At 51.3% G+C, this 21,102-nt stretch carries 21 protein-coding genes; 9 read left to right on the plus strand and 12 right to left on the minus strand.

From position 1 onward, the window contains the following. Positions 1-130 precede the first annotated feature (130 nt). Both FCN78_RS15670 and FCN78_RS15675 read left to right on the plus strand, forming a co-directional pair. A complete protein-coding gene (locus FCN78_RS15670; protein WP_077659192.1) occupies positions 131-1,903 on the plus strand; it encodes a DEAD/DEAH box helicase in 1,773 nt (590 codons plus the stop codon). Positions 1,904-2,138: 235 nt separating this feature from the next. After that, positions 2,139-3,599, plus strand: a complete 1,461-nt coding sequence (locus tag FCN78_RS15675) for a TrkH family potassium uptake protein (RefSeq protein ID WP_077659193.1) — start codon at positions 2,139-2,141, stop codon at positions 3,597-3,599. Here the strand turns inward: FCN78_RS15675 and FCN78_RS15680 are convergent, their stop codons facing one another. The 3 genes from FCN78_RS15680 to FCN78_RS15690 form a co-directional block, all read right to left on the minus strand. After that, entirely contained in the window at positions 3,600-5,267 is a 1,668-nt protein-coding gene (locus FCN78_RS15680; RefSeq protein WP_077659194.1) for a pyridoxal phosphate-dependent decarboxylase family protein, read from the minus strand. A gap of 165 nt (positions 5,268-5,432) precedes the next feature. Next, a complete protein-coding gene (locus tag FCN78_RS15685) occupies positions 5,433-7,343 on the minus strand; it encodes a methyl-accepting chemotaxis protein (RefSeq protein WP_077457859.1) in 1,911 nt (636 codons plus the stop codon). A 502-nt stretch (positions 7,344-7,845) separates the two neighbouring features. Continuing rightward, a complete protein-coding gene (locus FCN78_RS15690) occupies positions 7,846-8,079 on the minus strand; it encodes a DUF3283 family protein (protein WP_077457857.1) in 234 nt (77 codons plus the stop codon). 149 nt (positions 8,080-8,228) lie between these two features. Here FCN78_RS15690 and FCN78_RS15695 point away from each other — a divergent pair, with 149 nt between their 5' ends. Beyond that, entirely contained in the window at positions 8,229-8,606 is a 378-nt protein-coding gene (locus FCN78_RS15695) for a hypothetical protein (RefSeq protein WP_077659258.1), read from the plus strand. Here FCN78_RS15695 and FCN78_RS16170 read toward each other — a convergent pair. The 4 genes from FCN78_RS16170 to pdsR form a co-directional block, all read right to left on the minus strand. Next, a complete protein-coding gene (locus FCN78_RS16170; protein WP_077457855.1) occupies positions 8,574-8,780 on the minus strand; it encodes a DUF1289 domain-containing protein in 207 nt (68 codons plus the stop codon). The two genes, FCN78_RS15695 and FCN78_RS16170, sit on opposite strands and share 33 nt — an antisense overlap. Before the next feature lie 90 nt (positions 8,781-8,870). Continuing rightward, complete coding sequence (locus FCN78_RS15705) at positions 8,871-9,539, minus strand: glutathione S-transferase family protein (protein WP_077659195.1); 669 nt, start codon at positions 9,537-9,539, stop codon at positions 8,871-8,873. A gap of 111 nt (positions 9,540-9,650) precedes the next feature. Further along, positions 9,651-11,876: a proteobacterial dedicated sortase system histidine kinase gene (gene pdsS / locus FCN78_RS15710; RefSeq protein WP_077659196.1), complete on the minus strand. Its 2,226-nt coding sequence runs from the start codon at positions 11,874-11,876 to the stop codon at positions 9,651-9,653. After that, positions 11,873-12,571 carry a proteobacterial dedicated sortase system response regulator gene (gene pdsR, locus FCN78_RS15715; RefSeq protein ID WP_077659197.1) on the minus strand — a complete coding sequence of 233 codons (699 nt, stop codon included), beginning with the start codon at positions 12,569-12,571 and terminating at the stop codon, positions 11,873-11,875. Before pdsR ends, pdsS begins: the two co-directional genes overlap by 4 nt. 202 nt (positions 12,572-12,773) lie before the next feature. Here pdsR and pdsO point away from each other — a divergent pair, with 202 nt between their 5' ends. Both pdsO and FCN78_RS15725 read left to right on the plus strand, forming a co-directional pair. Further along, positions 12,774-13,490, plus strand: a complete 717-nt coding sequence (pdsO, locus tag FCN78_RS15720) for a sortase-associated OmpA-like protein PdsO (RefSeq protein ID WP_077659198.1) — start codon at positions 12,774-12,776, stop codon at positions 13,488-13,490. Between the two features lie 92 nt (positions 13,491-13,582). Next, positions 13,583-14,011, plus strand: a complete 429-nt coding sequence (locus tag FCN78_RS15725) for a GNAT family N-acetyltransferase (protein ID WP_077521865.1) — start codon at positions 13,583-13,585, stop codon at positions 14,009-14,011. A gap of 7 nt (positions 14,012-14,018) precedes the next feature. Here the strand turns inward: FCN78_RS15725 and FCN78_RS15730 are convergent, their stop codons facing one another. The 3 genes from FCN78_RS15730 to FCN78_RS15740 all read right to left on the minus strand — a co-directional run bounded on the left by FCN78_RS15730 (position 14,019) and on the right by FCN78_RS15740 (position 16,223). Then, the gene (locus FCN78_RS15730) at positions 14,019-14,543 is read right to left on the minus strand and encodes a methylated-DNA--[protein]-cysteine S-methyltransferase (RefSeq protein WP_077521867.1); all 525 of its coding nucleotides are present in this window, start codon (positions 14,541-14,543) and stop codon (positions 14,019-14,021) included. Positions 14,544-14,564: 21 nt separating this feature from the next. Further along, entirely contained in the window at positions 14,565-14,996 is a 432-nt protein-coding gene (locus FCN78_RS15735) for a DUF3010 family protein (RefSeq protein WP_077457841.1), read from the minus strand. A gap of 75 nt (positions 14,997-15,071) precedes the next feature. After that, positions 15,072-16,223, minus strand: a complete 1,152-nt coding sequence (locus FCN78_RS15740) for a cyclic di-GMP phosphodiesterase (RefSeq protein WP_077457839.1) — start codon at positions 16,221-16,223, stop codon at positions 15,072-15,074. A 183-nt stretch (positions 16,224-16,406) separates the two neighbouring features. Here FCN78_RS15740 and FCN78_RS15745 point away from each other — a divergent pair, with 183 nt between their 5' ends. Next, positions 16,407-16,946, plus strand: a complete 540-nt coding sequence (locus tag FCN78_RS15745) for an NUDIX hydrolase (RefSeq protein ID WP_069362915.1) — start codon at positions 16,407-16,409, stop codon at positions 16,944-16,946. 17 nt (positions 16,947-16,963) lie between these two features. Beyond that, a complete protein-coding gene (locus FCN78_RS15750) occupies positions 16,964-17,191 on the plus strand; it encodes a DUF3820 family protein (RefSeq protein ID WP_077659199.1) in 228 nt (75 codons plus the stop codon). Here FCN78_RS15750 and FCN78_RS15755 read toward each other — a convergent pair. Beyond that, the gene (locus tag FCN78_RS15755; RefSeq protein ID WP_077659200.1) at positions 17,188-17,706 is read right to left on the minus strand and encodes a hypothetical protein; all 519 of its coding nucleotides are present in this window, start codon (positions 17,704-17,706) and stop codon (positions 17,188-17,190) included. The genes FCN78_RS15750 and FCN78_RS15755 overlap by 4 nt on opposite strands. 208 nt (positions 17,707-17,914) lie before the next feature. Between FCN78_RS15755 and FCN78_RS15760 the strand changes: the two genes are divergently transcribed. Continuing rightward, positions 17,915-19,612, plus strand: a complete 1,698-nt coding sequence (locus tag FCN78_RS15760; RefSeq protein ID WP_077659201.1) for an SgrR family transcriptional regulator — start codon at positions 17,915-17,917, stop codon at positions 19,610-19,612. Here the strand turns inward: FCN78_RS15760 and FCN78_RS15765 are convergent. Then, on the minus strand, positions 19,609-20,262 hold the full coding sequence (locus FCN78_RS15765) for a hypothetical protein (protein ID WP_069362919.1): 654 nt from the start codon (positions 20,260-20,262) through the stop codon (positions 19,609-19,611). The two genes, FCN78_RS15760 and FCN78_RS15765, sit on opposite strands and share 4 nt — an antisense overlap. A gap of 408 nt (positions 20,263-20,670) precedes the next feature. On the opposite strand from FCN78_RS15765, the gene FCN78_RS15770 reads away from it, so the two are divergent. Further along, positions 20,671-21,099, plus strand: coding sequence for a hypothetical protein (locus FCN78_RS15770; RefSeq protein ID WP_077457829.1), 429 nt, complete (start codon positions 20,671-20,673; stop codon positions 21,097-21,099). The last annotated feature ends 3 nt before the right edge of the window (positions 21,100-21,102 follow it).

Raw genomic sequence — 21,102 nt, forward strand, 5'->3', positions numbered from 1 at the left:
CAGAATGCACATCCTTAATGACCGAGGCCCATGGCGCTGGTGACTGACACTGTATGACAGACAGTGTTGCATGGTTGAGCAGAACGCTTGAGGGGCCCCGTTTCGCTACACTCTATAGATTGGGATCCCAATGCAAGAATCTGTAACCAAATTTCGCCAGTTAGATCTGGCCGACACCCTTTTGTCTGCGCTTGACTCAATGGGCTTTGAAACCCCCACACCTATCCAAGCCGCTTCTATCCCTGTACTCCTCGAAGGCCGTGATGCGCTCGGTAAAGCACAAACCGGTACGGGTAAAACCGCTGCATTCTCGCTGCCGCTGTTGAACAAAGTCGACTTAAGCCAGCGTAAGCCACAAGCTATCGTTATGGCACCAACGCGTGAGCTTGCCATCCAAGTCGCGGCGGAAATGAAGACGCTGGCACAAAACATCAAAGGCTTAAAAGTCCTTGAGATTTACGGCGGTGCGTCGATTGTTGACCAAATGAAAGCGCTGAAAAGCGGCGCGCACATCGTGGTCGGTACGCCAGGACGTGTGAAAGACTTGATCAACCGCGATCGCTTGAAACTCGACGAAGTGCATACCTTTATCCTCGACGAAGCGGATGAAATGCTCAAGATGGGCTTTGTGGACGATGTTACCTGGATCATGGAGCAAGCGCCTGAGAGTGCACAGCGCATCCTGTTCTCGGCAACCATGCCGCCTATCGTGAAACAAATCGTTGATCGCTTCTTGCGTGAGCCGGCGCGTATCGACGTCGCGGGTAGCAACCGTACGGTTGAGAAGGTTGAGCAGCAGTTCTGGGTGGTTAAAGGTGTTGAAAAAGACGAAGCGATGAGCCGTCTGCTAGAAACGCAAGACACTGATGCGTCTATCGTCTTTGTGCGCACCCGCCAAGACACCGAGCGTCTTGCCGACTGGTTGTCAGCGCGTGGTTTTAAATCGGCGGCACTGCACGGGGATATCCCACAGTCACTGCGTGAGCGCACGGTTGATCACTTAAAGCGTGGCGTGATTGATATTTTGGTCGCGACTGACGTCGTGGCACGTGGCCTTGATGTACCGCGCATCACTCACGTATTTAACTATGATATTCCGTTTGATGCGGAGTCTTACATTCACCGTATTGGTCGTACTGGCCGTGCTGGCCGCGCGGGTAAAGCGATTCTGTTGGTGCGTCCGAACCAAATGCGCATGCTGCGCACGGTTGAGCGTGTCACGCAGACCAAGATGGAAGAAATTCAGCTGCCAAACCGCGATAAAGTGGCGGAAGCACGTGTCGCTCAACTAGCCGGCGAGTTAGCTGAAAAGAAAGATGGCGATGCCATGGCACCTTTCGTTGAGCTGATTGAGCAACTGCAAAACGATATCGACGTGGATGCAACCACTTTGGCAGCGATGTTGCTACAACGCCAGCAAGGCAAGCGTCCATTGTTCTACAAGGGCCCAGACCCGATGATTGCGGCGATGGAGCGTGAGAAACAACGCCGCGAACGTCGTCGTGACGATCGTCAAAATGGCACTGACCGTCGTGACACCAACCCAGCTGATTGGGATACGTACCAATTGGACGTGGGTCGTGAGCAAGGTGTTCAGGTTAAAGATATCGTGGGCGCGATTGCTAATGAGCTTGGATTAAACAAGCAAAACATTGGCGCAATCAAGCTGGCCCCGGCACATACGTTTGTACAGCTGCCGAAAACCATGCCGAAAGACGTGTTTGCACAGTTGCAAAAACTGCGCATTCGCCAAAAAGAAACCAACGCACAGCGTGTTGAAGGTCAGATCATGCGCGAGCGTCGTGGTGGTGACCGCAATGGTGGCGGTCGTGGCCGTAATGAGCGTGGCCGTGGCGAACGTCGTTTCAACCGTGCGCGCGGCGAACGTCGTCAAGCACAGTAAAATTAGGAAGCCGGGCAGTGAAGCCCGGCTTTTTTGTAACGTGTCTGCGATGTAATGCCTTGTATGCAGGGTATTAACGACGTAGATATGAGGTCTTTAATCCACCATGACATTCAGGAATAAGACCGATATAGTTAAACGGTGAGGTGATAAGCGTCACGCCACTGTTTGTCGCTACGCGTGGTGGCGATGGATCGATAAACCACGAGCGTGTTAATGATGAGTTGCCTCTGTCATGATTAACTTTAAAAATACCCTGCGTCTGCTTGGCATGCCTATTTTATGGATGGGTGTTGTCCAATTTGTTTTTGGACTCTTATCGCTTTTTATTTTCCGCGATGGTGTCTCAACCGACTTCTTTTACCCTTCTTTGCTAATGATGATTTCATCATTGGCCATCTCGTGGCTTTTTCGGCAAAGCAAACTCAATCAGGTCACCTTTCGCGATGCGTTACTGTTTTCGACGCTGACCTGGATATTGGTGGGGTTGCTGGGCGGTATTCCGATAGAGTTGGTCACTGGGGTTAACTTTACTGATGCCACGTTTGAGTCGATCAGTGCTTTGAGTACGGCAGGGGCCACCATTTTAAGTGGCTTGGACAATATGCCTGCTTCGTTCTTGCTCTACCGCCAATTTTTGCAATGGATGGGAGGGCTTGGCGTGGTGATCTTCGTGGTCGCGGTATTGCCAATGCTCAACGTGGGTGGCATGCGGCTATTAAAAGCGGAAACGCCCGGGCCAATCAAAGACGAAAAACTCTCCCCCCGAATCTCAAAAACGGCGCACTATTTGTGGGGGGTATATGTGGTGATCACCCTTGTATGTGCGCTGGCCTATTACATGGCTGGCATGAGTGCGTATGATGCGATTGCCCATAGTTTTTCTACTGTCTCAACCGGTGGGTTTTCTACCCACGATGCCAGCATGTGGTATTTTCAAAGCCACCTTATTTTAATGATTTCTAATGTGTTTATGCTGCTGGGCGCGATCAATTTTGGTTTGCATTTTCGTATTTTCCGTATCGGTTGGCGCGGTTTAAAACTGTATATCGATGATGAAGAGTCACGGGTATTTTTGATTGTGGTGGCGTGCCTGTCTCTGATGTTGGGCTTTTACTTGTTCGGCGAAGCGCGTTATGAATCGCTCTGGGTATCACTAAGCTTTGCGGCGTTCCATGTGGTCTCTTTTATTACCAGTACCGGGTTTGGGGCCGCGGATCTTAGCTCGTGGCCAGCGGCAACCGCCTTATTCTTGGTGTTTTGCGCCTATCTTGGCGGCTGCTCAGGGTCGACTGCCGGCGGCAATAAAATGATCCGTGATATTGTCACTTTTAAAATCATTCGTCGCCAATTACACCAACTGGTACACCCCTCGGCCGTGATCCCGATTCGTTATCAAGACAAGGTGGTCTCGAACGATGTGACTCAAGCGGTGATGGCATTTATGTCGCTGGCAGCGCTGACTACCGGTGTGTTTACCCTATTAATGATGATGACCGGGCTCGATTTTTGGTCGGCATTTACTGCCGTGGTCGCTTGTATCAATGTGCTTGGGCCAGGTTTTGGTGAAGTAGGCAGTAACTTCCAGCCCGTGACAGATACGGGCATTTGGATCCTAAATATTGCCATGATCCTAGGGCGTTTGGAGTATTTCACCGTATTGGCGCTGTTTATGCCGCACTTTTGGCGTTGGTAACTAGACCAACTGTTCTGTGTATTCGGTGCATATCGAAGCGACAAACTCATCAATATGTGTGTAACGCGTGTACGGATTTAAAAAAACGGCTTTCTCACCGGGAATAAACAGGCATTGGCCATTGGAGTCAAATTCTGTGTGTGCAATGGACTCGACCCAATTGGTTTGTAGCTTTTTGCCTTGTCGGGCAAGAAAATGCTGACGGTGGAATAAGCTATGTTGGGTAATGCTGTCAATGCGCGCCCCGACCTGATGCAAGGTTTGTTCTTGTTGGAACATCGCATTCACATCCAGTGTCGGGGAGGGTTGATAGAGGCGAAACGCGACCGTCGGCCCCAAGTTGTCACCAGCGACGACCTTGCAATGGGGGAGTGCGTCTAGGTGCGCTTTTAAATACTCGGCATTTTGCAAGCTATGCGCAATCATGGTTTGATAGCCGCGTTTACCCAGCATATTGAGGGCGCAATAACTGCCATAAGCCCCTGCGGCGCCACGCGAGCATTCTATTGTCGACTGTAGATGGGTTTGTTGTGTTTTGCTGCTTTCAAAATAAGAAAAGTAATGCGGATCTTGCTTGAGATGCTCCATGTCTGTGTGTTGTTTGAACATTACCAGGCTGGCGGTATAGGGCACGAATCCCCACTTTTGAAAGTCGATAGTGATGGAATCGGCAAAGCGTAGCCCGCGGATGCGTGGTATTAATGCTTGAAGTTTGTTCAATGTCGCAGCGTTGATCCCGATGGGGTTGGCGGCGAAATCATAATCATTGAACATCACTAATGGCCAGCCCACTGCCGCATCAACATGGATATGTGGTTTTACGGACGTGTCAAAGCGCTGACAGGCTTGCGTCGTGATTTGATACACGCGCTCAATGTCGTCAATCGCGAAGGTATCTGTGGTACCAAAGGTCAGCAAAATGGTAGGCACCGGTATCTTCTCGGCTAAACAATGGTTGAGCGAGTAGGCAAAATCGTCCAGATCAAGTCGGTTGTTGGCATCCACTTTAATACGCAATACCTGGTTGGGGATATCTATGCCCAGTAAACCGAGGTTAGTCATATTTGAATAGTGGCCGGCGAGTGAGTTAATCATGCGAAAATCTTGTCCTTGCAACCCCCGCTGGCCTGATAGCGGGAACTGCTTTCTCAGTCCCATCAAGTAACCGTACAAATTGCCGAACGTCCCGCCTTGGGTAACAATTCCGGTTGCTTGGTCAGGATCATAGCCAATCAAATTAGCGACTTGGCGCACGAGTGTTTTTTCTAGCTCTACAGACATTCCCGCGTATTCGCTATACACGAGATTGGGGTTCGCCATGGTAGCAAGGAGAGCCCCATGTATCGCCGGATCGCAGGGGGCGGTGATCACGTTTTCCACCGCACGAGGTGATGTCCAATCTTTGGAGTAGGTGGCGGCTTGCCGTGCCAGATGAGGCAGTGTCGTGGCGCTAATGTCACTTTGTTCGGGAACATGCGTTTGTTGGCTCAATGGATTCGCCGTGTCGGCCACAACAGGATGCATGCCGTTCTCCAACCAATGAGCCAGCTCTGGCGTCCGATAGACGGGCCAGCGATCAGGGTCACGGTCGAAAAAGTGTTGGCGAATGGTTTGGTATTGTTGGGCAAACGTCGTGGTTAACGCGTGTGTTGGAAAAGAACGAGACATAGGTACAACCCTCGCCAATAGGAAGCAGGCAGTCATATACTGCCTAATCGGGTGAACGTCAGCCATAGTCGGCTTGTGTCGTGCTGAGCCGAGTTTTGCTTGGTACGGGATATGGCGCCGCGGCCTTGCAACGCCAATCCCGCTGAGCTACAGGGCTTTGCTGACTTATTGCAATTTAAAGTTGTGAACCATGCGGTCTAACTCTTCGTTCGAGTGAGTCAGCGACTTGGTGGCCGCGGTGGTTTGATTGCCACTGTCTACCAGCTTATTCACCATATCCCGAATCGACAGCATGTTTTTGCTCAGCTCTTCCGCGACAGAGCTTTGTTGCTCGGTGGCCGTGGCGATTTGGGTGCTCACATCGTCGATTTCGGTGACAGATGAGCTCATGATGGTCAAGCTGTTGGACACTTCTGAGGTTTTGTCTGCCGTGGTCTGACACTGCTCTTTGGTTTTCTCCATGGCTTCGACCACACTCGAGGTGCCATCGAGTAACGCGGTGAGCATCTCAGAAATTTCCGTGGTGCTGCTTTGCGTGCGAGCGGCGAGGGCACGCACTTCATCGGCAACCACTGCAAAACCTCGGCCTTGCTCGCCAGCGCGCGCCGCTTCAATGGCCGCGTTGAGCGCCAGCAAATTCGTTTGTTCGGAAATTTCGCCAATTACCGTCAGCACGTCACTAATCCGATTCGCATCTTTGTTCATGCTGGTGATTCGGCCAGACATTTCTTCCACTTCATCAACCAGTGCACTGACCGTGACGACAGCGTTATCAACCACTTTGAGTGACTGGTTGGCCTCTTTACTGGCTGAGGCGGTGATGCTGTTTGACTGAGAAACGTTTTCTGCAATGTTTCGCGCGCTCTCACTCATTTGAGTGATAGCGGTGACCACTTGCTCGGTTTCAGAGGAGTGCGCGTCGAGCACAGATTCGTTTTCGCTGGTCGTTTGGGAAAGCTGACTGATATTGGCGGAGATCGCCTGACTCGACTCGGCGACGCTCAATATCATGCCTTGTAAGTTCTCGACAAAGCGGTTGAAGCCGTCACTGATTTGCGCCAAATCATCATTGCCGTTCACGTCAAGGCGAGCGGTGAGATCCCCTTCGCCGCGCGACAGATCCAATACTGCTTCTTTGAGTTTGAGTAAGGGGCGATACGAAAACTGAATAATCGCATAAATGGCACCCAGGCTGGCGATAAGGAGGACAACACCGGTGCCAATCGATTCGAATTGGGCATCGCGAACTCCCGCCAGGGCGGTTTCTTGGTCAACAAAAACCATCAGGGTCCAATACCTGTTTTCGGTTAGGTTGACTCGCTGGAAATAGCCATCAAATTGAATGCCTAAATAGGGGAACGTGAGGTGACCTTGCTCGCTACTGCGGAACATGCTCTCCATTTGTGAAAAGTTAGGACTAATTTGAGAGGGGGTTTTACCGATATCATTGGGGTCATCACTGGCAAAAAACACCGCGTTTTGATCCGTCAATGTCGCGGCCCCACCGGCAAAGCGCATCTCACTGACTTGTGTGATGACATCTTCTAACGGAATATCACCAAGCAGCGCGCCGATAAACTGGCCGTTTTCAAACACTGGTGCCACGGCGCTGATCACTTTTCCACCGGTGACCTTGTCCGTGTAAATGTCAGTCAAGTGAATGGACTGATCGGATTTAACCGTACGGTACCAGTCTCGGTCTCGGAAGTTATATTCATTGGTGGTCACACCATTACCATTGTGATTAGACATGTACGACGTACCGTTTTCGTAGGTCATGATCACATTGGCGATGCCGGCGGTGTCCGCGAGCATACGGACTTGTGCGACATTCTCAGGCTCGGTCAAATTTCTCGAGAAGTGCCCGGCACCTTGCTCTACCGCAGTGAGCTGAGACTGCACCAGCTGCTCTAACGCGGTAACATGATGGTCAAGTTTATTTTGAGTTTGGGTGACCAAGGCACTGACCATCTTGTCACGTAATGACATCGCATTGATCGAACCGAGAACCACCAGAGAGAGGGTGACGAGCAGCCCCACCCCAAAAATGATACGAGATTTAAACCCTAAGGTCATGACAATTACCCCTTACTGAGCGCGTGTTTGCCTGTCTAAAAAGTAAGGGTGCTTCCTGTGCTTGGTGTGCGTGTATTGTCCGCTTTTTTATGCGGTTTTTTGTTGCCCAACAAGGAGTCACCCAGCCAACGTTTATTTGAAATTAGTGCTTCTATTGCCTTTATGCCAAATAAAAAAAGAAATTTTTGATAAGAATAACAATAGAGGGAGGGGGCGGTTTTTGCTAGTTGATAGATGAAAAGTGTATAACAATTTGGTGCTGTTTTGATGAAGGAATTATTAGGCAATAAAGACAGAGATTCGGGTTTTAAACGCCGTGTAAGAGGCTTACTGATATAAGCGCTTTATTTTCAGCATCTATCAGCAGCGAGTAAGATAAAACCAAACAGTGGTGAGGGGTTGAGACGTATGAAAGCTTGGCGTAATGATGTCGGCGATAAAAACCGTGTGGCGTACGCTGACTGACAGGTGCCAGCACCGATGCGAAGGTGCTGGTAAAACCTTATTCGGGGGAAGCGGCCTCAGGGATGATAAAGGCGTCAGGTTGTGCACGGTATTTTTCTACACTGGCGAGATACACCTCGCGCTGCCAATCGACTAAGGCGCTGGCCTCCTGCTGGTAAAGGGTTTGTGGCGCTTGGTTATTCACTACCTTCCATACGGCGTAGGCAGCTTGTTTATCGAGTTCAATTTTTTGTTTCTCGTCGGCAGGTAGATTCGCCAAGTTGACGTCCATAGCACATCTCTTATCTGATCAGGGCTCTTGGATCCTAACCGAGCTGCACGATTCCAGCAAGATTTACTCGCCGTTTACCCCGTGCTGACATTGTGGCGTACTGGGTTGCTAGGCTAGTGGCTTTTAAACGATAGCCAGTGGACACCGTGATGACGTTTAATGATCAAGACAGACAGGCTTTGTACGAGACATGGATGTCTTATAAAGCGAAAGCTCGGATTACCCAGATAGAAATGGCAAAAAAGCTTGAGATCAGCCACCTTAGCTTTTCGCGGTGCATTCACGGCGATGCCGTCCTTAACAGCCGGTTTGTGTTTGCGTTTTGCCAGGCGATGAGCGTTGAACCGAACAAGATTCTCCCCAGCTTGCGCGACCGCGAACAGGTCGAGCAAGACGTGCTCGTGACCAGTAAAGTGATCGTCGATGGGGCGATTGAAGCCGTGCATTATGAGGGCAGCACGGTGATTATCGAGTATCGCAAACCGCTTGCGCCTTCAGCCAGTACGGCGCTTGAACGGGTTTCGTGAGCGGCGAGGCGGGTCAGTAGGGCAAGGGTCTGGTCGATTTTCCAGCTCTAACATAATGGTTTCGCGCTCAGTGTCCGTCATTTTTCCCCAGCGGACAATTTCGTCAAGCGTGCGTTTGCAACCGAGGCAAATGTCTTCTTCACGCCGACAGTGACCAATGCAAGGTGTTAACACGCGACCTCCTCAAAACGACCAAACTAGCAGACAGACAGCTGATAGGCTGTCTGTCTGACTCGAACATGACGCGTTAGTATAGCGAGTTTGCTATCGCGTCACCATGCCACGTACCTGCTCGGCCCGTTCATCGTCTGTTGCCTCATCAGGCGCGGGAGTCAGTAATGCTTTTTGACAAGCAGGACGCGCGGCGAGTTTGTCTAGCCACGCTTGTAGCGCGTCTAATCCGCTAACATTGACACCGCTCCATTCATGGATCCTCGCCCACGGCCACGTGGCCATATCAGCAATGGTATAGCTATCTCCTGCCAAGTAAGGGTGCTGTTGCAGTTGCTTATCGACCACTTCAAGGAGGCGGCGGCCTTCTTTTTGATAGCGTTCAATCGCGGCGGGGATCGTCTCTGGGAAATAGCGATAGAAGACATTGGCTTGCCCCATCATTGGCCCCACGCCTCCCATTTGGAACATCAGCCACTGAATCGTCTGTGAGCGCGCCTTGGGATCGCTGGGTAAGAATTGTCCCGTTTTTTCGGCGAGATAAAGTAAAATTGCCCCTGACTCAAAGACAGGAAAGTCGCCATTGGCTCTATCGACAATCGCGGGAATACGACCGTTGGGGTTGATGGCTAAAAAATCGGGCTGTTTTTGCTCATTGGCCATGAGATCAACGCTGTGGAGTTGATAATCCAGCCCCATTTCTTCTAGCGCAATCGCCACTTTTTGCCCGTTAGGTGTCGCGGCAGAATAAAATTCAATCATATTGGCTCCTTGCTCGGGGGTGTCACGCGATGAGTGGTCCCGTAAAAAAACGGTCCCTTATCAATATAGGGCATTGTTAATCAGTATTGGGGCCAATCTGTTTAAGATCAATCAGTGTGCGATTGACTGTGTATTAGGCCATATAAGTGACAGCGTCACGCCATCTCCGTGTGGCCGGTTGGCAGCGACAAGCTCGGCTTGGTGAAAGTCGGCGATTAACCGTGCGATATACAGTCCTAAGCCAAGGTGAGGCTTATCCGCGCTCTGACCATCAGGGCGGACACTGACCATAGAGTTAAAGAGTTGTTCGCGCATATGCTCGGGGAGCAATGGGCCGCGATTACTGACGGTCATCGCGATCTGATGCGCATTTTGTGACAGCGATAAGGCAATGGGGGCGGTGCCGTTATCAAACTCCACGGCATTGGCGATAAGCTTGTCGAGTAATTGCGCCAGATAATCAGGAACACCGAATACCTTTACGGTGTGATGGGGCAGGCTTAAGGTAAAGGTCTTATCTGGGTAAGCGAATTGGTAGCCTTGGGTACAGCCTTCTAGTAGGGCATTGAGATCCACTGTCTCCTTGTCAGCGTTATCAAAGCTCTGCTCTAGGCGGGTGGCCTCGGTTAACGTCGATAAAATCCCCGCTAGGCGGTGAACCCCATCTTGCGCGCGATTAATGTAGGTTAAATGCTCTGGGTTTTCCTGGGTGTAGGCCATGTTTTCAAGCGAGGAGCGCACCACGGCAATCGGCGTGCGTAGCTCGTGGGATAACCGCGAACTCATGGCTTCCAAGTAGTGATTATACCCGGCAATTCGGCGGACCATGTCGGCCATGGTGCGTGACAGCCGGCCAATCTCGTCATGGCTATGCGTGGTGGTTATGGCGCCGGTGACTCGACCTTGGCTATCGATAGCGTGGTCGGCCTCGTGTTGGAGGCGGCGTAAGCGCTTGGCGATATGGGATCCAAATAACAGCAGCAACAACACACCGGTACAAATCACTGCCAGCATAACGGAAAACAGGGTTTCCAATGCTTCATTACGTAAACTGCGAATGCCGTTGGTGGTCTCTTCGACGATCACCGCACCGGCGACACGGTCGTCGAGCCAGATAGGATAGGCGGCGGATAAGATCATCGCTTGGTTATCGTCCGAGCTGCGCCAACCCGCATAAGGCCGTCCTTGCAACGCTTGCTGTGCCTGCACGCCTTGGTAAATAGAGGCTTGCTGCATGGCGTCGATGAAGTGATCGGGTGGCGTCACGAGCAAGCGGTCATACCAGGGGCGCAGTAGTGTGTCGGTTATCCAGGGGATCAACCCCTCTGGTTGGTCTGAAGGCGACTGAGGCTGCCAAACGCCATTGGAGGTTTGAATATCGCCATCTTTGGCGAGCACGCGACTGTGTTTGTCGACGATCCAAACCCGCGATGCGTCGTTATTCATTCGCTCAATCAGAGATTGGATAGCGGCCGAGGGCATCATAAAGCTGCCCAGTGTGGTGGGGGAGCGCGTTGAAGCACTGCCGATGATGGCGTTAAGTGGCCGCTCGAAACCATTGCCGCGATCATAATAGGCAAGCGCCAGCTGCTGACCAATCCAATTGGCGGGGAGTTTCACTTCAATGCTGTACCCTTTTTCTGTCGCTTGCCATTTTGCCGCGATGGGCAAGGGCTGAGCGGGGCCTTCCATCGTGGTCTCATCAGCCCGCTCAGGTAGTCCATTGGCGAGATGAGTGATATGGGCATTATCGCTGTTGCGGGCTTGGCTGAGCGCGACGCGATAAAACGCCCCTTGAGGGGATGTGAGCGCGATAATCAAGTGATCTTGGCTGGTTATATCCCCCTTTTTCTGAGCTGGGGTTGGCGTCGTATCGGTGACATTGAGACCGAAATAAACAGAATCGGTATTGCTGCCGGTGAGCACTGACAACGCCAATTGGTCACTGTGGTAGGGGACTTGGTTAAAAATCAGGCCATCACGCTGGTAAAGGCGTTGATGATGGCGATCTGGGTGCCAGTCGCTCAAGTCGCCATCCAACCTGATGGGGTGGTTAAGACGAAAAGCGTGGAGATCCTTTCCTGGTTCCAGCTTTGAGGGCGTTTGCCGATAAGCAAAGAGCGCCGGTCGGTCATTCATCCCCATGGCAAAGGCGCGAGCGGTGCCCATCAAGGTTTGCTCTTGCCCTTGTCGTAGTACGGTTTCCATCTCCCACACATATTGGTACCCCAGATAGGGCAACAGCAGCAAAAAGCTCGATAGCACCACTATTTTGGTACGGATCCCAGCCAGGTGTTGCCATATGCGACGCGCAAGCGGGTGTAACTTCGCGATCATTCGGGGGCCTCATCCCAACGGTAGCCCATGCCATAAACGGTACTGATGCAATCAAACTGCTTATCAACCACCATGAATTTCTTACGAATTCGTTTAATGTGTGAGGTGATAGTGCTGTCATCCACCACAGCATGTGCTTCATCCATGAGCGCTTGACGGCTTTTAACATGCCCGGGTCGTTTGACGAGGGCGTGTACCATCCAAAATTCGGTCACGGTGAGATCAATCAGTTGGTCATGCCAATAGACCCGCATCCGGTCCAGGTCGAGGTCAAGAGGGCCACACTGGAGACGCCTATCCGCTTTAGACGGGCTTTGTGCCAAAAGATCAGAGCGACGGAACAAGGCGGCAATACGTGCCATTAAATGCGGCAAAGACACATCCTTGGTGAGGTAATCATCCGCGCCCATCCGCAACCCAACCACGGTATCAATATCACTGTCACGCGCGGTGAGGAATATAATCGGCACCGTCGCCGACAAGGCGCGGAGGGATTGGCAAAGGGCAAACCCCCCATCGATTTCATTGCCTAAGCCTATATCGATGATCGCTAGGTCGGGCAATTGCCGCTCAAAGGCCGCCTGCGCGCTGGGCCGGTCTTGGTAGGTATGGACTTGGTAACCCTGGCGGCGAATAACATCGGCGTAGTTTTCTCGGATCGCCGCGTCATCTTCCACTATCGCGATGTGTTTCATAACTCTGTCTTCGTATCTTGCGTTGTGATGACTATACCCAAACTGTGTGCAGAGAAAACCCTCTTCGCGCATGAAACGTCAATTGCCATTTTTTTGCCACTATTGATCGCCAGATTGCCATTTTTACTCCCGCAAAATGCCTTAAGTGCTTGCTGTAATAACGTCATATCAAACAGCACGATTCACCGTAAGCGAGGATAAAATGGATATTAAAAAACAACTGACGCACTCTGTATTCGCGGTTTCAATGTTCGCGGTCGCCACGCCACAAGGGATGGCCGCCAGTGAGGTTGAACGCAATAAACAGCCTGAGTTGATCGGGATGGGAAGCGGTGCCATCGCGGGGGCGGTGGTGGCAGGCCCTGTCGGCGCGGTTGCAGGGGCCATTATTGGCACCGTGATGGGACAAAATGCCAGCTATGAAGATTTGGCCCACGAGCAGGGTGAGACGATTCAAACGATCCGAGACGAGAATCAATCACTGAGTCGGATTAGCCAAAAATACAATGAAGCGCAGCTTGAACTCGCGCGTTTGCGCAGTGCGCAGCATCAGGTGGACGATCTTGCCTTGGCGATGAATATTCAGTTTCGCACCAGCTCAGCGGATATCGAGCCGCACTTTATGATCCAGCTCGACGAGCTAGCCGGGTTTATTCAACAAATGCCAAATGCGCAATGGCAACTCGCAGGCTATGCCGATCCAAGAGGGCGTCAAGGCTATAACCAAGCACTGTCGGAACGCCGCGTGCAGGCAGTCAAAGATTATCTCGTCTCGGTAGGTGTGGATCCGCATCAGCTCAACACGGTGGCGTATGGGGACAGTCAGCCACTGGATAATCAAGCGGGAAATGAGGGCTTTTTCTTTGACCGCCGTGTGACGGTAAGCCGTATGGCGGATACGCCAACCGCTCAGCGTTAGTCACCCATCTCCGCGCTTTTTACAACATAACGCCTCATCGGTAGATTGAGCCAGCAGTCTGCGGGTGGGTAACCCAAACAAGGAAGACGATAATGATAAGACAAGCCATTGATAAAGACATCGATGTCATTAGCCAACTCTGCGCACTTTGCCAGTCAGATAACGTAGACAAGCGTCAGATGCATCGCCATATCAGGCACTTACTCAATCAAGACTTGGTGTCAGTCAGCGTGGCCGAGCTTTGCGGCTTGGTGGCGGGTGTGGTGGTCTGTCAGGTGATCCCACAATTAGGTTTATCAGGCCACATGGGGCGCATTAGCACCATTATTGTTGACGAACCATTCCGTGATATGACGTTGGGGCGTCAACTGCTCGTCGCTGCCGAGCAGGCGCTAATAGCAAGAGGGTGTGATCACATTGAAGTGGTTCCAAGTTACCACAAGGAAGATGCGCAGAGTTTTTATATGCATTGTGGTTTTCAGCTGACCCCAGAACGGTTGATCAAACCGCTGGCCGCGTGAGCAGATGCTAAGGCAGGGCGGGATCTGTGCTGCTCAGTTCGCTCGAAACAGCGTCGGGCCACTTGCCTGTTGCTTCCCAAGTCAGCAATGCGCGTTTGGCGGTTAATCCCCCTCCATAGCCGACCAACTGTCCTTGGCGGCCAATAATCCGATGACAAGGGATAATAATAGAAATCGGATTTTTGCCATTGGCACTGCCTACAGCTTGGTTGGCTTTTGGGTTACCGATCAGATGCGAGATCGCTTGGTAACTGGCCGTTTCACCAAAAGAGATCGATTGCAGTGCCTGCCATACGCGCTGCTGAAAGGCTGTCCCCTGCGGGGCAAGTGGCACCGAGAATAACTGTCGCGTGCCCGCAAAGTACTCATCAAGTTGTCGGCAGGCCAGCTCGAGAATAGCGGCGCTTTCCGGCGAACTGAGGTGATCAGTATGATTCGGTGCGCGGTTAGGGAGGTACAGAGCCGTTAATCCCTGGTTATTGGCTAGCAATGTTAATGGCCCCAGAGGGGAAGCGTAGGTTCTCTTGCTCATGGTACCTCCGTGTTCGGCACGTTATTTCTTGTCTTGATTACAATAGGCGCAAGCGGTAAGAAAGGCATTTTCCTGAAATTGCTTTAAGCCTAGCTCTTTTAAGTTTACATCGATGGGATGACGTTTTAGCGTTTGTTTCATCACATTGGAGGAGAAGACTTCGGCGTCAACGCCTTCGATCAGTTGCAAAACAGCTTCCATTTTAAAGCCCGCACTACTACCTGCAAATTTGCCTTTGGTCTGGCGCTCACGGATAACGATTTTATCCACTTGATAGTCTTCGATGAGCTTGCTCATGGTGCGATGGAAATGTTGAATACTCTCTTGGGCTTCTGGCGAGGGCAGCGTAATTTTCTTGGCTCGACACTCAGGCACCGAAAACAAATGATTGTCACTATCTAGCAAGACCAGGTTCGCTTCATTCGCTTTTAAATCAACCGCGCAAACTCTCATTTTTCTCTCTCTATCTTAAAGGCATTGTCACTGAGGGAGGGCAGTATACGCAAAAGCCTTCGCCTCGTCACAGGATTAACGAAATGCATCGACATTGATATCAAGCGCTTTCTCGCTGGTGGCGCGGGCGATACGCAAATCATGGCGCTTATCGAGATCAATATACTCGACGTCGCGAAACCGCTGACTCCGAACTGAATAGAACAACTTGACCACAGGGCGGGTCAACTCGTCGAGGTTTTCTTGCCATACCAAGCCGACACGTCCATCCGCCAACTCAACGAGAGAGCCTACAGGGTAAAAGCCAATACACTGAATAAAGGCGCGTAATAAAGTAGGATCCAAATGAAACGGCGTGAGTCCCATCATGATCTTAAAGGCTTCAGAGGGCGACATCGCCCGCTTGTAACAGCGATCAGCCGTCAGTGCGTCATAAATATCGACAATCCCACTCATGCGGCCAATGGTATGTAACGCTTCCCCTTTAAGCCCATTTGGATAACCATTGCCATCCAATTTCTCGTGATGCATCAAGCTTACATCGCGAGCGATTTGTGAGAGATCAGGGATACTATCCAGTACTGGCTGAGAAAAAACTTGGTGGAGTTTCATGTGGTCGAACTCTTCAGCGGTCAGTTTTCCCGGTTTATTGAGCACGTCATCGGCAACCAGCACTTTACCGATATCGTGCACTAATCCACCGACGGCAAGCTCTTGCAAAGTCGCGTGATCAAACCCCAGATGCCTGCCAAAACTCACCAACAAAAAGGCCACATTGAGCGAGTGCTCCATCAGGTAAGCACTCTTGTCGCGAATACCGCTGATCCAGGCAACCGCGTGCTGACGTTCAAAAATATTATCAACAATGTCACTGCCCAATGCCTCAAGGGGCGCGACATCAATGGGTTTATTGGCATAAATGTCATTTAGCAAGCGACTCAGCTGTTGCTTGGACGAATCGATGAGTGCGCGTGCTTTGTCGATATCTGCACCGGTTGAGGCGTATTTCCCTTGGTAGACGGCACCATTGTACTGGATTTCATTGATATCTAGGATCTGATCAGCATCTACCCAAACATAGCTCACGCCGCTTTGTTTCAGTTTTTGGATGGTCTCGGGACGGCGAACATAGCCAGGCTTAGCCATGCGTGTGCGGGCATGTTCAGTTTCTATTCGCTCAACATACATACCAAGGGTTAGCTGCTGTATGTCAATTTTTTGCAACATCCTAGACTGCCCTTCCTACATCATCATCCCGGTCTGCACACCAAAATCAGTATTACTTAAATCACGCGCCAAGGATATTTAAATGCGGCGAAAATTAAGTTTTTGTGCGCGCAAGATCATCCGCTCTGTAATGCGCTATGTGTGGTATCCTTGTGCGCCTTTTTTTTAATGACGCGAGTAACTATGCAAATCATAGCCAAACATACGGATGAGCGGGTGCTACCGCTGGAAGACAAAGCCATTATCAAGCGAAATGCTGCGCGAGCCATCGCGTTAGATGGTGATGAGATTTTGCTGATGTATACCGCACGCTATGATGATTACTCACTGCCAGGTGGCGGTATGGATGAGGGCGAAACGCCAGAGCAAGCTATGATCCGTGAGTTAGAAGAAGAGACAGGCGCGCAACAGATTCGAGATATTCGCCCGTTTGGCTGTTTTGAAGAGTACCGCCCTTGGTATCGTGATGGTGCGGATGTGATGCATATGCTGTCGTATTGTTTTTACTGCCGCGTTGATCGTGATCTCGGCACACCGACCTTTGAGCACTATGAAATCAATAACGGTATGCGGCCGGTGTGGGTGAGCATTGACCATGCAATTGCGCATAACAAAGCAGTGATGGCGAACAGCGAGAAAGCTGGCCAGTCGTTGGTGCGAGAAACCATGTTGCTTGAAATGATTGCTCAGCAGCGTGAGAACACCCAACAAGCCACGGCGTAATCGACAAGGTATGCTTCATGGACAAAGCGCAACTGATTAAACTGGCCAACATGCCCATGCCGTTTGGCAAGTACGCAGGCCGTGTATTGATTGATCTGCCTGAAGAATACTTACTGTGGTTTCAAAACAAAGCCGAGTTTCCAAAAGGCGAGTTAGGAGAACTGATGAAGCTGTGCCTGGCCCTCAAAGTGGAAGGGCTTGAGGAAGTGATTCACCCTCTCAAGAATTTTCGTCCCGCCCACTAGCGGTCGATGACCCACAGCCTGTCGTCGCCGTTGATCTTCTGACTGAGTGCATAAAGAAGTTGTGCGCGGGCGTCGTCGCTGGGGGCAATCAGATCATAAATACCGCTGACCGTTTGACCGTCTAACACTGTATCGACTCGCATGGCGGCGGCACAGGTTTCCCCGTTTTGAGTGCCGATGCATAGCGTTACCGTGGCGTCGTCAATTTCAACGCCATCTTCAAGCGCAAGCTGGGCAAAGTAGGCGAGCATATTGGCGCGATCAGATTCTGGCCACTGTTGCGCCTGAAGCTTGGCGTATTGAATCATCAGTGGGTGGTTGTTGACCCAATATAGCGTTAGCGGTTGCTTGTCCGGTACGCTGGGTGGCTCGAAAGGTTGAGGAGGCTGAGCGGCGGCGTGATAGATATCAAAGCCCGCGAGGCTTTCTTGGGTTGGGAATTGCGCTTTTTTTACGTGGCATGCCATCCAGCGTTGTTTAACATCAAAATGGGAAATAATTTCAGACGCGTCCATAAACACCACATGCGATAACAACAATCAACAGGCATCATAACGGAGTGAGCAGAAATAACAATCGCTGCGCTATAGCACGCGAAAATAAAGCCTGCCAGAGATCACAGCCTCGATCTGATTGCGTCCAAACTGGGCAGACGGAGCGGCCGTTGTCGCGTAAAATAGGAAGTATCGACAATGACTGATACTGCATTTAGGTTCCTCTTTTATGTCTGGACAGCGTCTACGCGCACAGTTCTCCCGCCTTTATCATCATTTCAATGGTGAAAGCACTGATACAACCTTGCAAGCTGTGGCGGATATTTTGGTCTGTACGCGGCGTAATGCGCGAATGGTGCTCAGCAAGCTAGAAGAGCAAGGGTGGCTGACCTGGCAGCCTTCCGTAGGGCGAGGGAAGCTCTCTCGTTTAGCGTTTTTGCGAAGTGAAATGGCACTGCGAGAAGAGCAGGCAGCACATTGGTTGGCGCAGGGCAAAATGGATCAAGCCTTGGCGTGCCTTGATCATGACTCCACCAAGCTCGCCGCCTTAATTCAAAAACAAATGGGGCCGAGTACGCAAAACGGGCGGCAAATTGTTCGCCTGCCCTATTACCGTCAACTCGAGACGCTGGATCCGCGCGAACCTTTGCGTCGTTCAGAGCAGCACTTGGTCGGGCAAATTTTTAATGGCTTGGTGCGTTATCGTGGTAGTGAACGTATCGTAACGCCGGACTTAGCCCACCATTGGGAGGCGTTGTCGCCGACTCATTGGCGGTTTTACCTGCGTCCTGGTGTCCGCTTCCATGATGGTCAGCTAATGCGCGAGCAGGATGTGATAGCGAGCCTATCTGCGCTTTCTACGCGGCGTTTTTTTGCTCATCTTTCGCGCGTTGACTCGCCGGGTCCGCGGATGATCGATGTGCACCTTTCGTCGCCCGACCCAAGGTTTGATCACGCGCTTACTTTGCCAGAGGCAGTCATTCGTCCTGCCGATCGCCACCAAGCTCAATCCAGTAGTTATCAACCGATTGGGACGGGCCCTTATCGCGTGGCAGAGAAACAGCCACACCGCTTAGTTCTCGAGGCATTTGATGATTATTTTGGTTATCGTGCCCTGACCGATGAGATCCAGATTATGGTGTTTGATGAGGCGGCAATGTGCTATCTCACTCCCAGTACCTCACTGACGCCGGAGCGATTAGCCAGCCATCAAACGACCTTGAGTCAAAAGTTAGAAATGGATCAGGGGGCCGGTTATTTATTGTTGAATTGTCGCGATGGATTAGCAAAGCAACCCGCATGGCGTGAATACCTGCATGCCAAGCTGTCGTCGCTGCAACTACTTCCACGCTTGGCGCATTGTGGCATGGGTGAATACCGATTGTTCAATGCATATGGACTGATGCCAGGTTGGATGCATCATGGCCTTTCGTCCATGTCACCAGTCGTGCCGTCGCCAACGTCATTGACCGTGGCGTATTTATCTGATCATCCTCTCTACCCGCTTATCGCCAAGGCAATACACGCGCACTTACTTGAGGATGGTATTCAAGTGAAAACCCTGGCATTGTCACCCACCGACTATTTTAGTGGTCAACATGGCCGCAAAATCGATATCTGGTTAGGGGCGATGAGCTTTGGAGAACGCGGACAGGCAGGGTTATTCAACTGGCTGGGGACGCATGATCTGGTATTGAGTGCCTGCACGGATCCCATGCTCAAAACCATTGAAAATCACACGCAGCGTTGGCGAGACACGCAAGATGATAGCTGTGCTGAGCACTTAGCCCGTTGTCTGGTTGAGCATCAAATGGTGCCGTTGTTTCATATTTGGATGGGTGTCATGGCAACGCCAGATCTCCAAGATGTGGCATCGAATGCTGTGGGTTGGTTTGATTTTAAATCCGTGTGGCACAAACCGCATTAAAGACTGTTATTGTCCTCTTCAACACCGAGCGGAAACGTGGCGGTGAGTAAAAGGTATTTGTGCAACGGTAAGCCATCTTTTTTGCGAAACAAAGGGTGAAAGATACGATATCGCCCCTCAGTTAACCCTAAGGGTGCGATGGTCTCAGCAAGGCTCGATGTCGCGCTGGTCAGGCGTATTCCTTGCGCGCGATAGGCGTCTGCGTGAATAGGCTGGTGTCCCAACCACCATGAAGGAACGGCCTTACTGGCGTTGGTGCGATCAATCCAGTGATCACTGACCACAATCACGCGTCCAGGCTCAGCCGGGTTGGTGATGCCATGATTCAGTAGCCAAGCAACGTCACGCACCAGGGCATCACGACAAGCGTTATTGCCGCTGAGTAGGCGATGGGCGAGTATGTATATCGCGCTGCCATCAAGTTGTAGTTGATAGACGGTTTGGCTATGTGGGCGGGTATCGTCGAGCAAATGAAACGTTGCGGGCTTGTCGTGTGCATCAAGCACTCGCATGAGTCGGCGTGCGAGTGCTTTGCCCATGTGGGGATCACGCATTCCCCGGTTGTGAACCGTCGGATAGTGATGCTCGCACAATTTGACACAATCTTGCTGAAACTGGCGCAGTGCCAGCGAGACCAGATCATCTAACAAAAACCCGTTACTCCTACCAAAAACGTCTTGAAAGCGGATGCCACCCTGTTGCGCGGACTCATCAGGGCACACAGCCTAAAGTATGCAGTATATCACTTAAATCGCCCAATAAATCAGGGAGAAACGCTACTTTGTGCGCACTTTCTCATCGCGGGGAGGAGCAGAATGGCGATCGGTACCATGTTGTGACCAATCAAGCGGCATGGTTTGTATGTTTTTATCTACCCTTATTGGCAGATTATTGCCTCCTTCGGTGGGGACGGGGTGATGCGTTGACCCAGTCACCTTGACGATCACCGGCTCATTGCCTTATTTGGAGACACACCTGTGCCTGTTCAATTGCTATCTCATATTGGCACTAAAATTGCTTTTGTCTGTGTGCATGTCACAGTAATACAACGGAATACCATGAATTTAAACCTTTGGCTTCGTGCAGCAGTCTGGTTGACGGTTGCCTCATTTCCCGTTTCTTCATACGCGGCTGATGGCCTTGCCGCGGGGGTTTTCCTTGGCTCGCCGATGTCGGGCGTGACCTTGAAACAAAACCAATTTAAAATTCAAGCGGGCATCGACAAGGTGGGCGTTGCCGTCGATGGGACTTGGAATTTGGGTGAATGGCTTGGGCGGATGGAATATGCGCCTATGTATGTCTATGCGGGGGGTCAGTGGGTAGATGATTCAACGCACCAGTGGGGACCACGCGCAGGGCTCGGCGTCACGCTTCCGGTGGGTACGGGGGATGTGGAACTGTTCGCCGAGGCGGGCACGACGTGGTATTGGGAGGAAAAAGGCGATATTGAGTTTGAAGGTGCCGCTGGGGCGCGGATTTATTTCTAGCCG

Origin of the sequence: Salinivibrio kushneri (genome assembly GCF_005280275.1) — a bacterium.
Taxonomy (GTDB): Bacteria; Pseudomonadota; Gammaproteobacteria; order Enterobacterales; family Vibrionaceae; genus Salinivibrio; species Salinivibrio kushneri.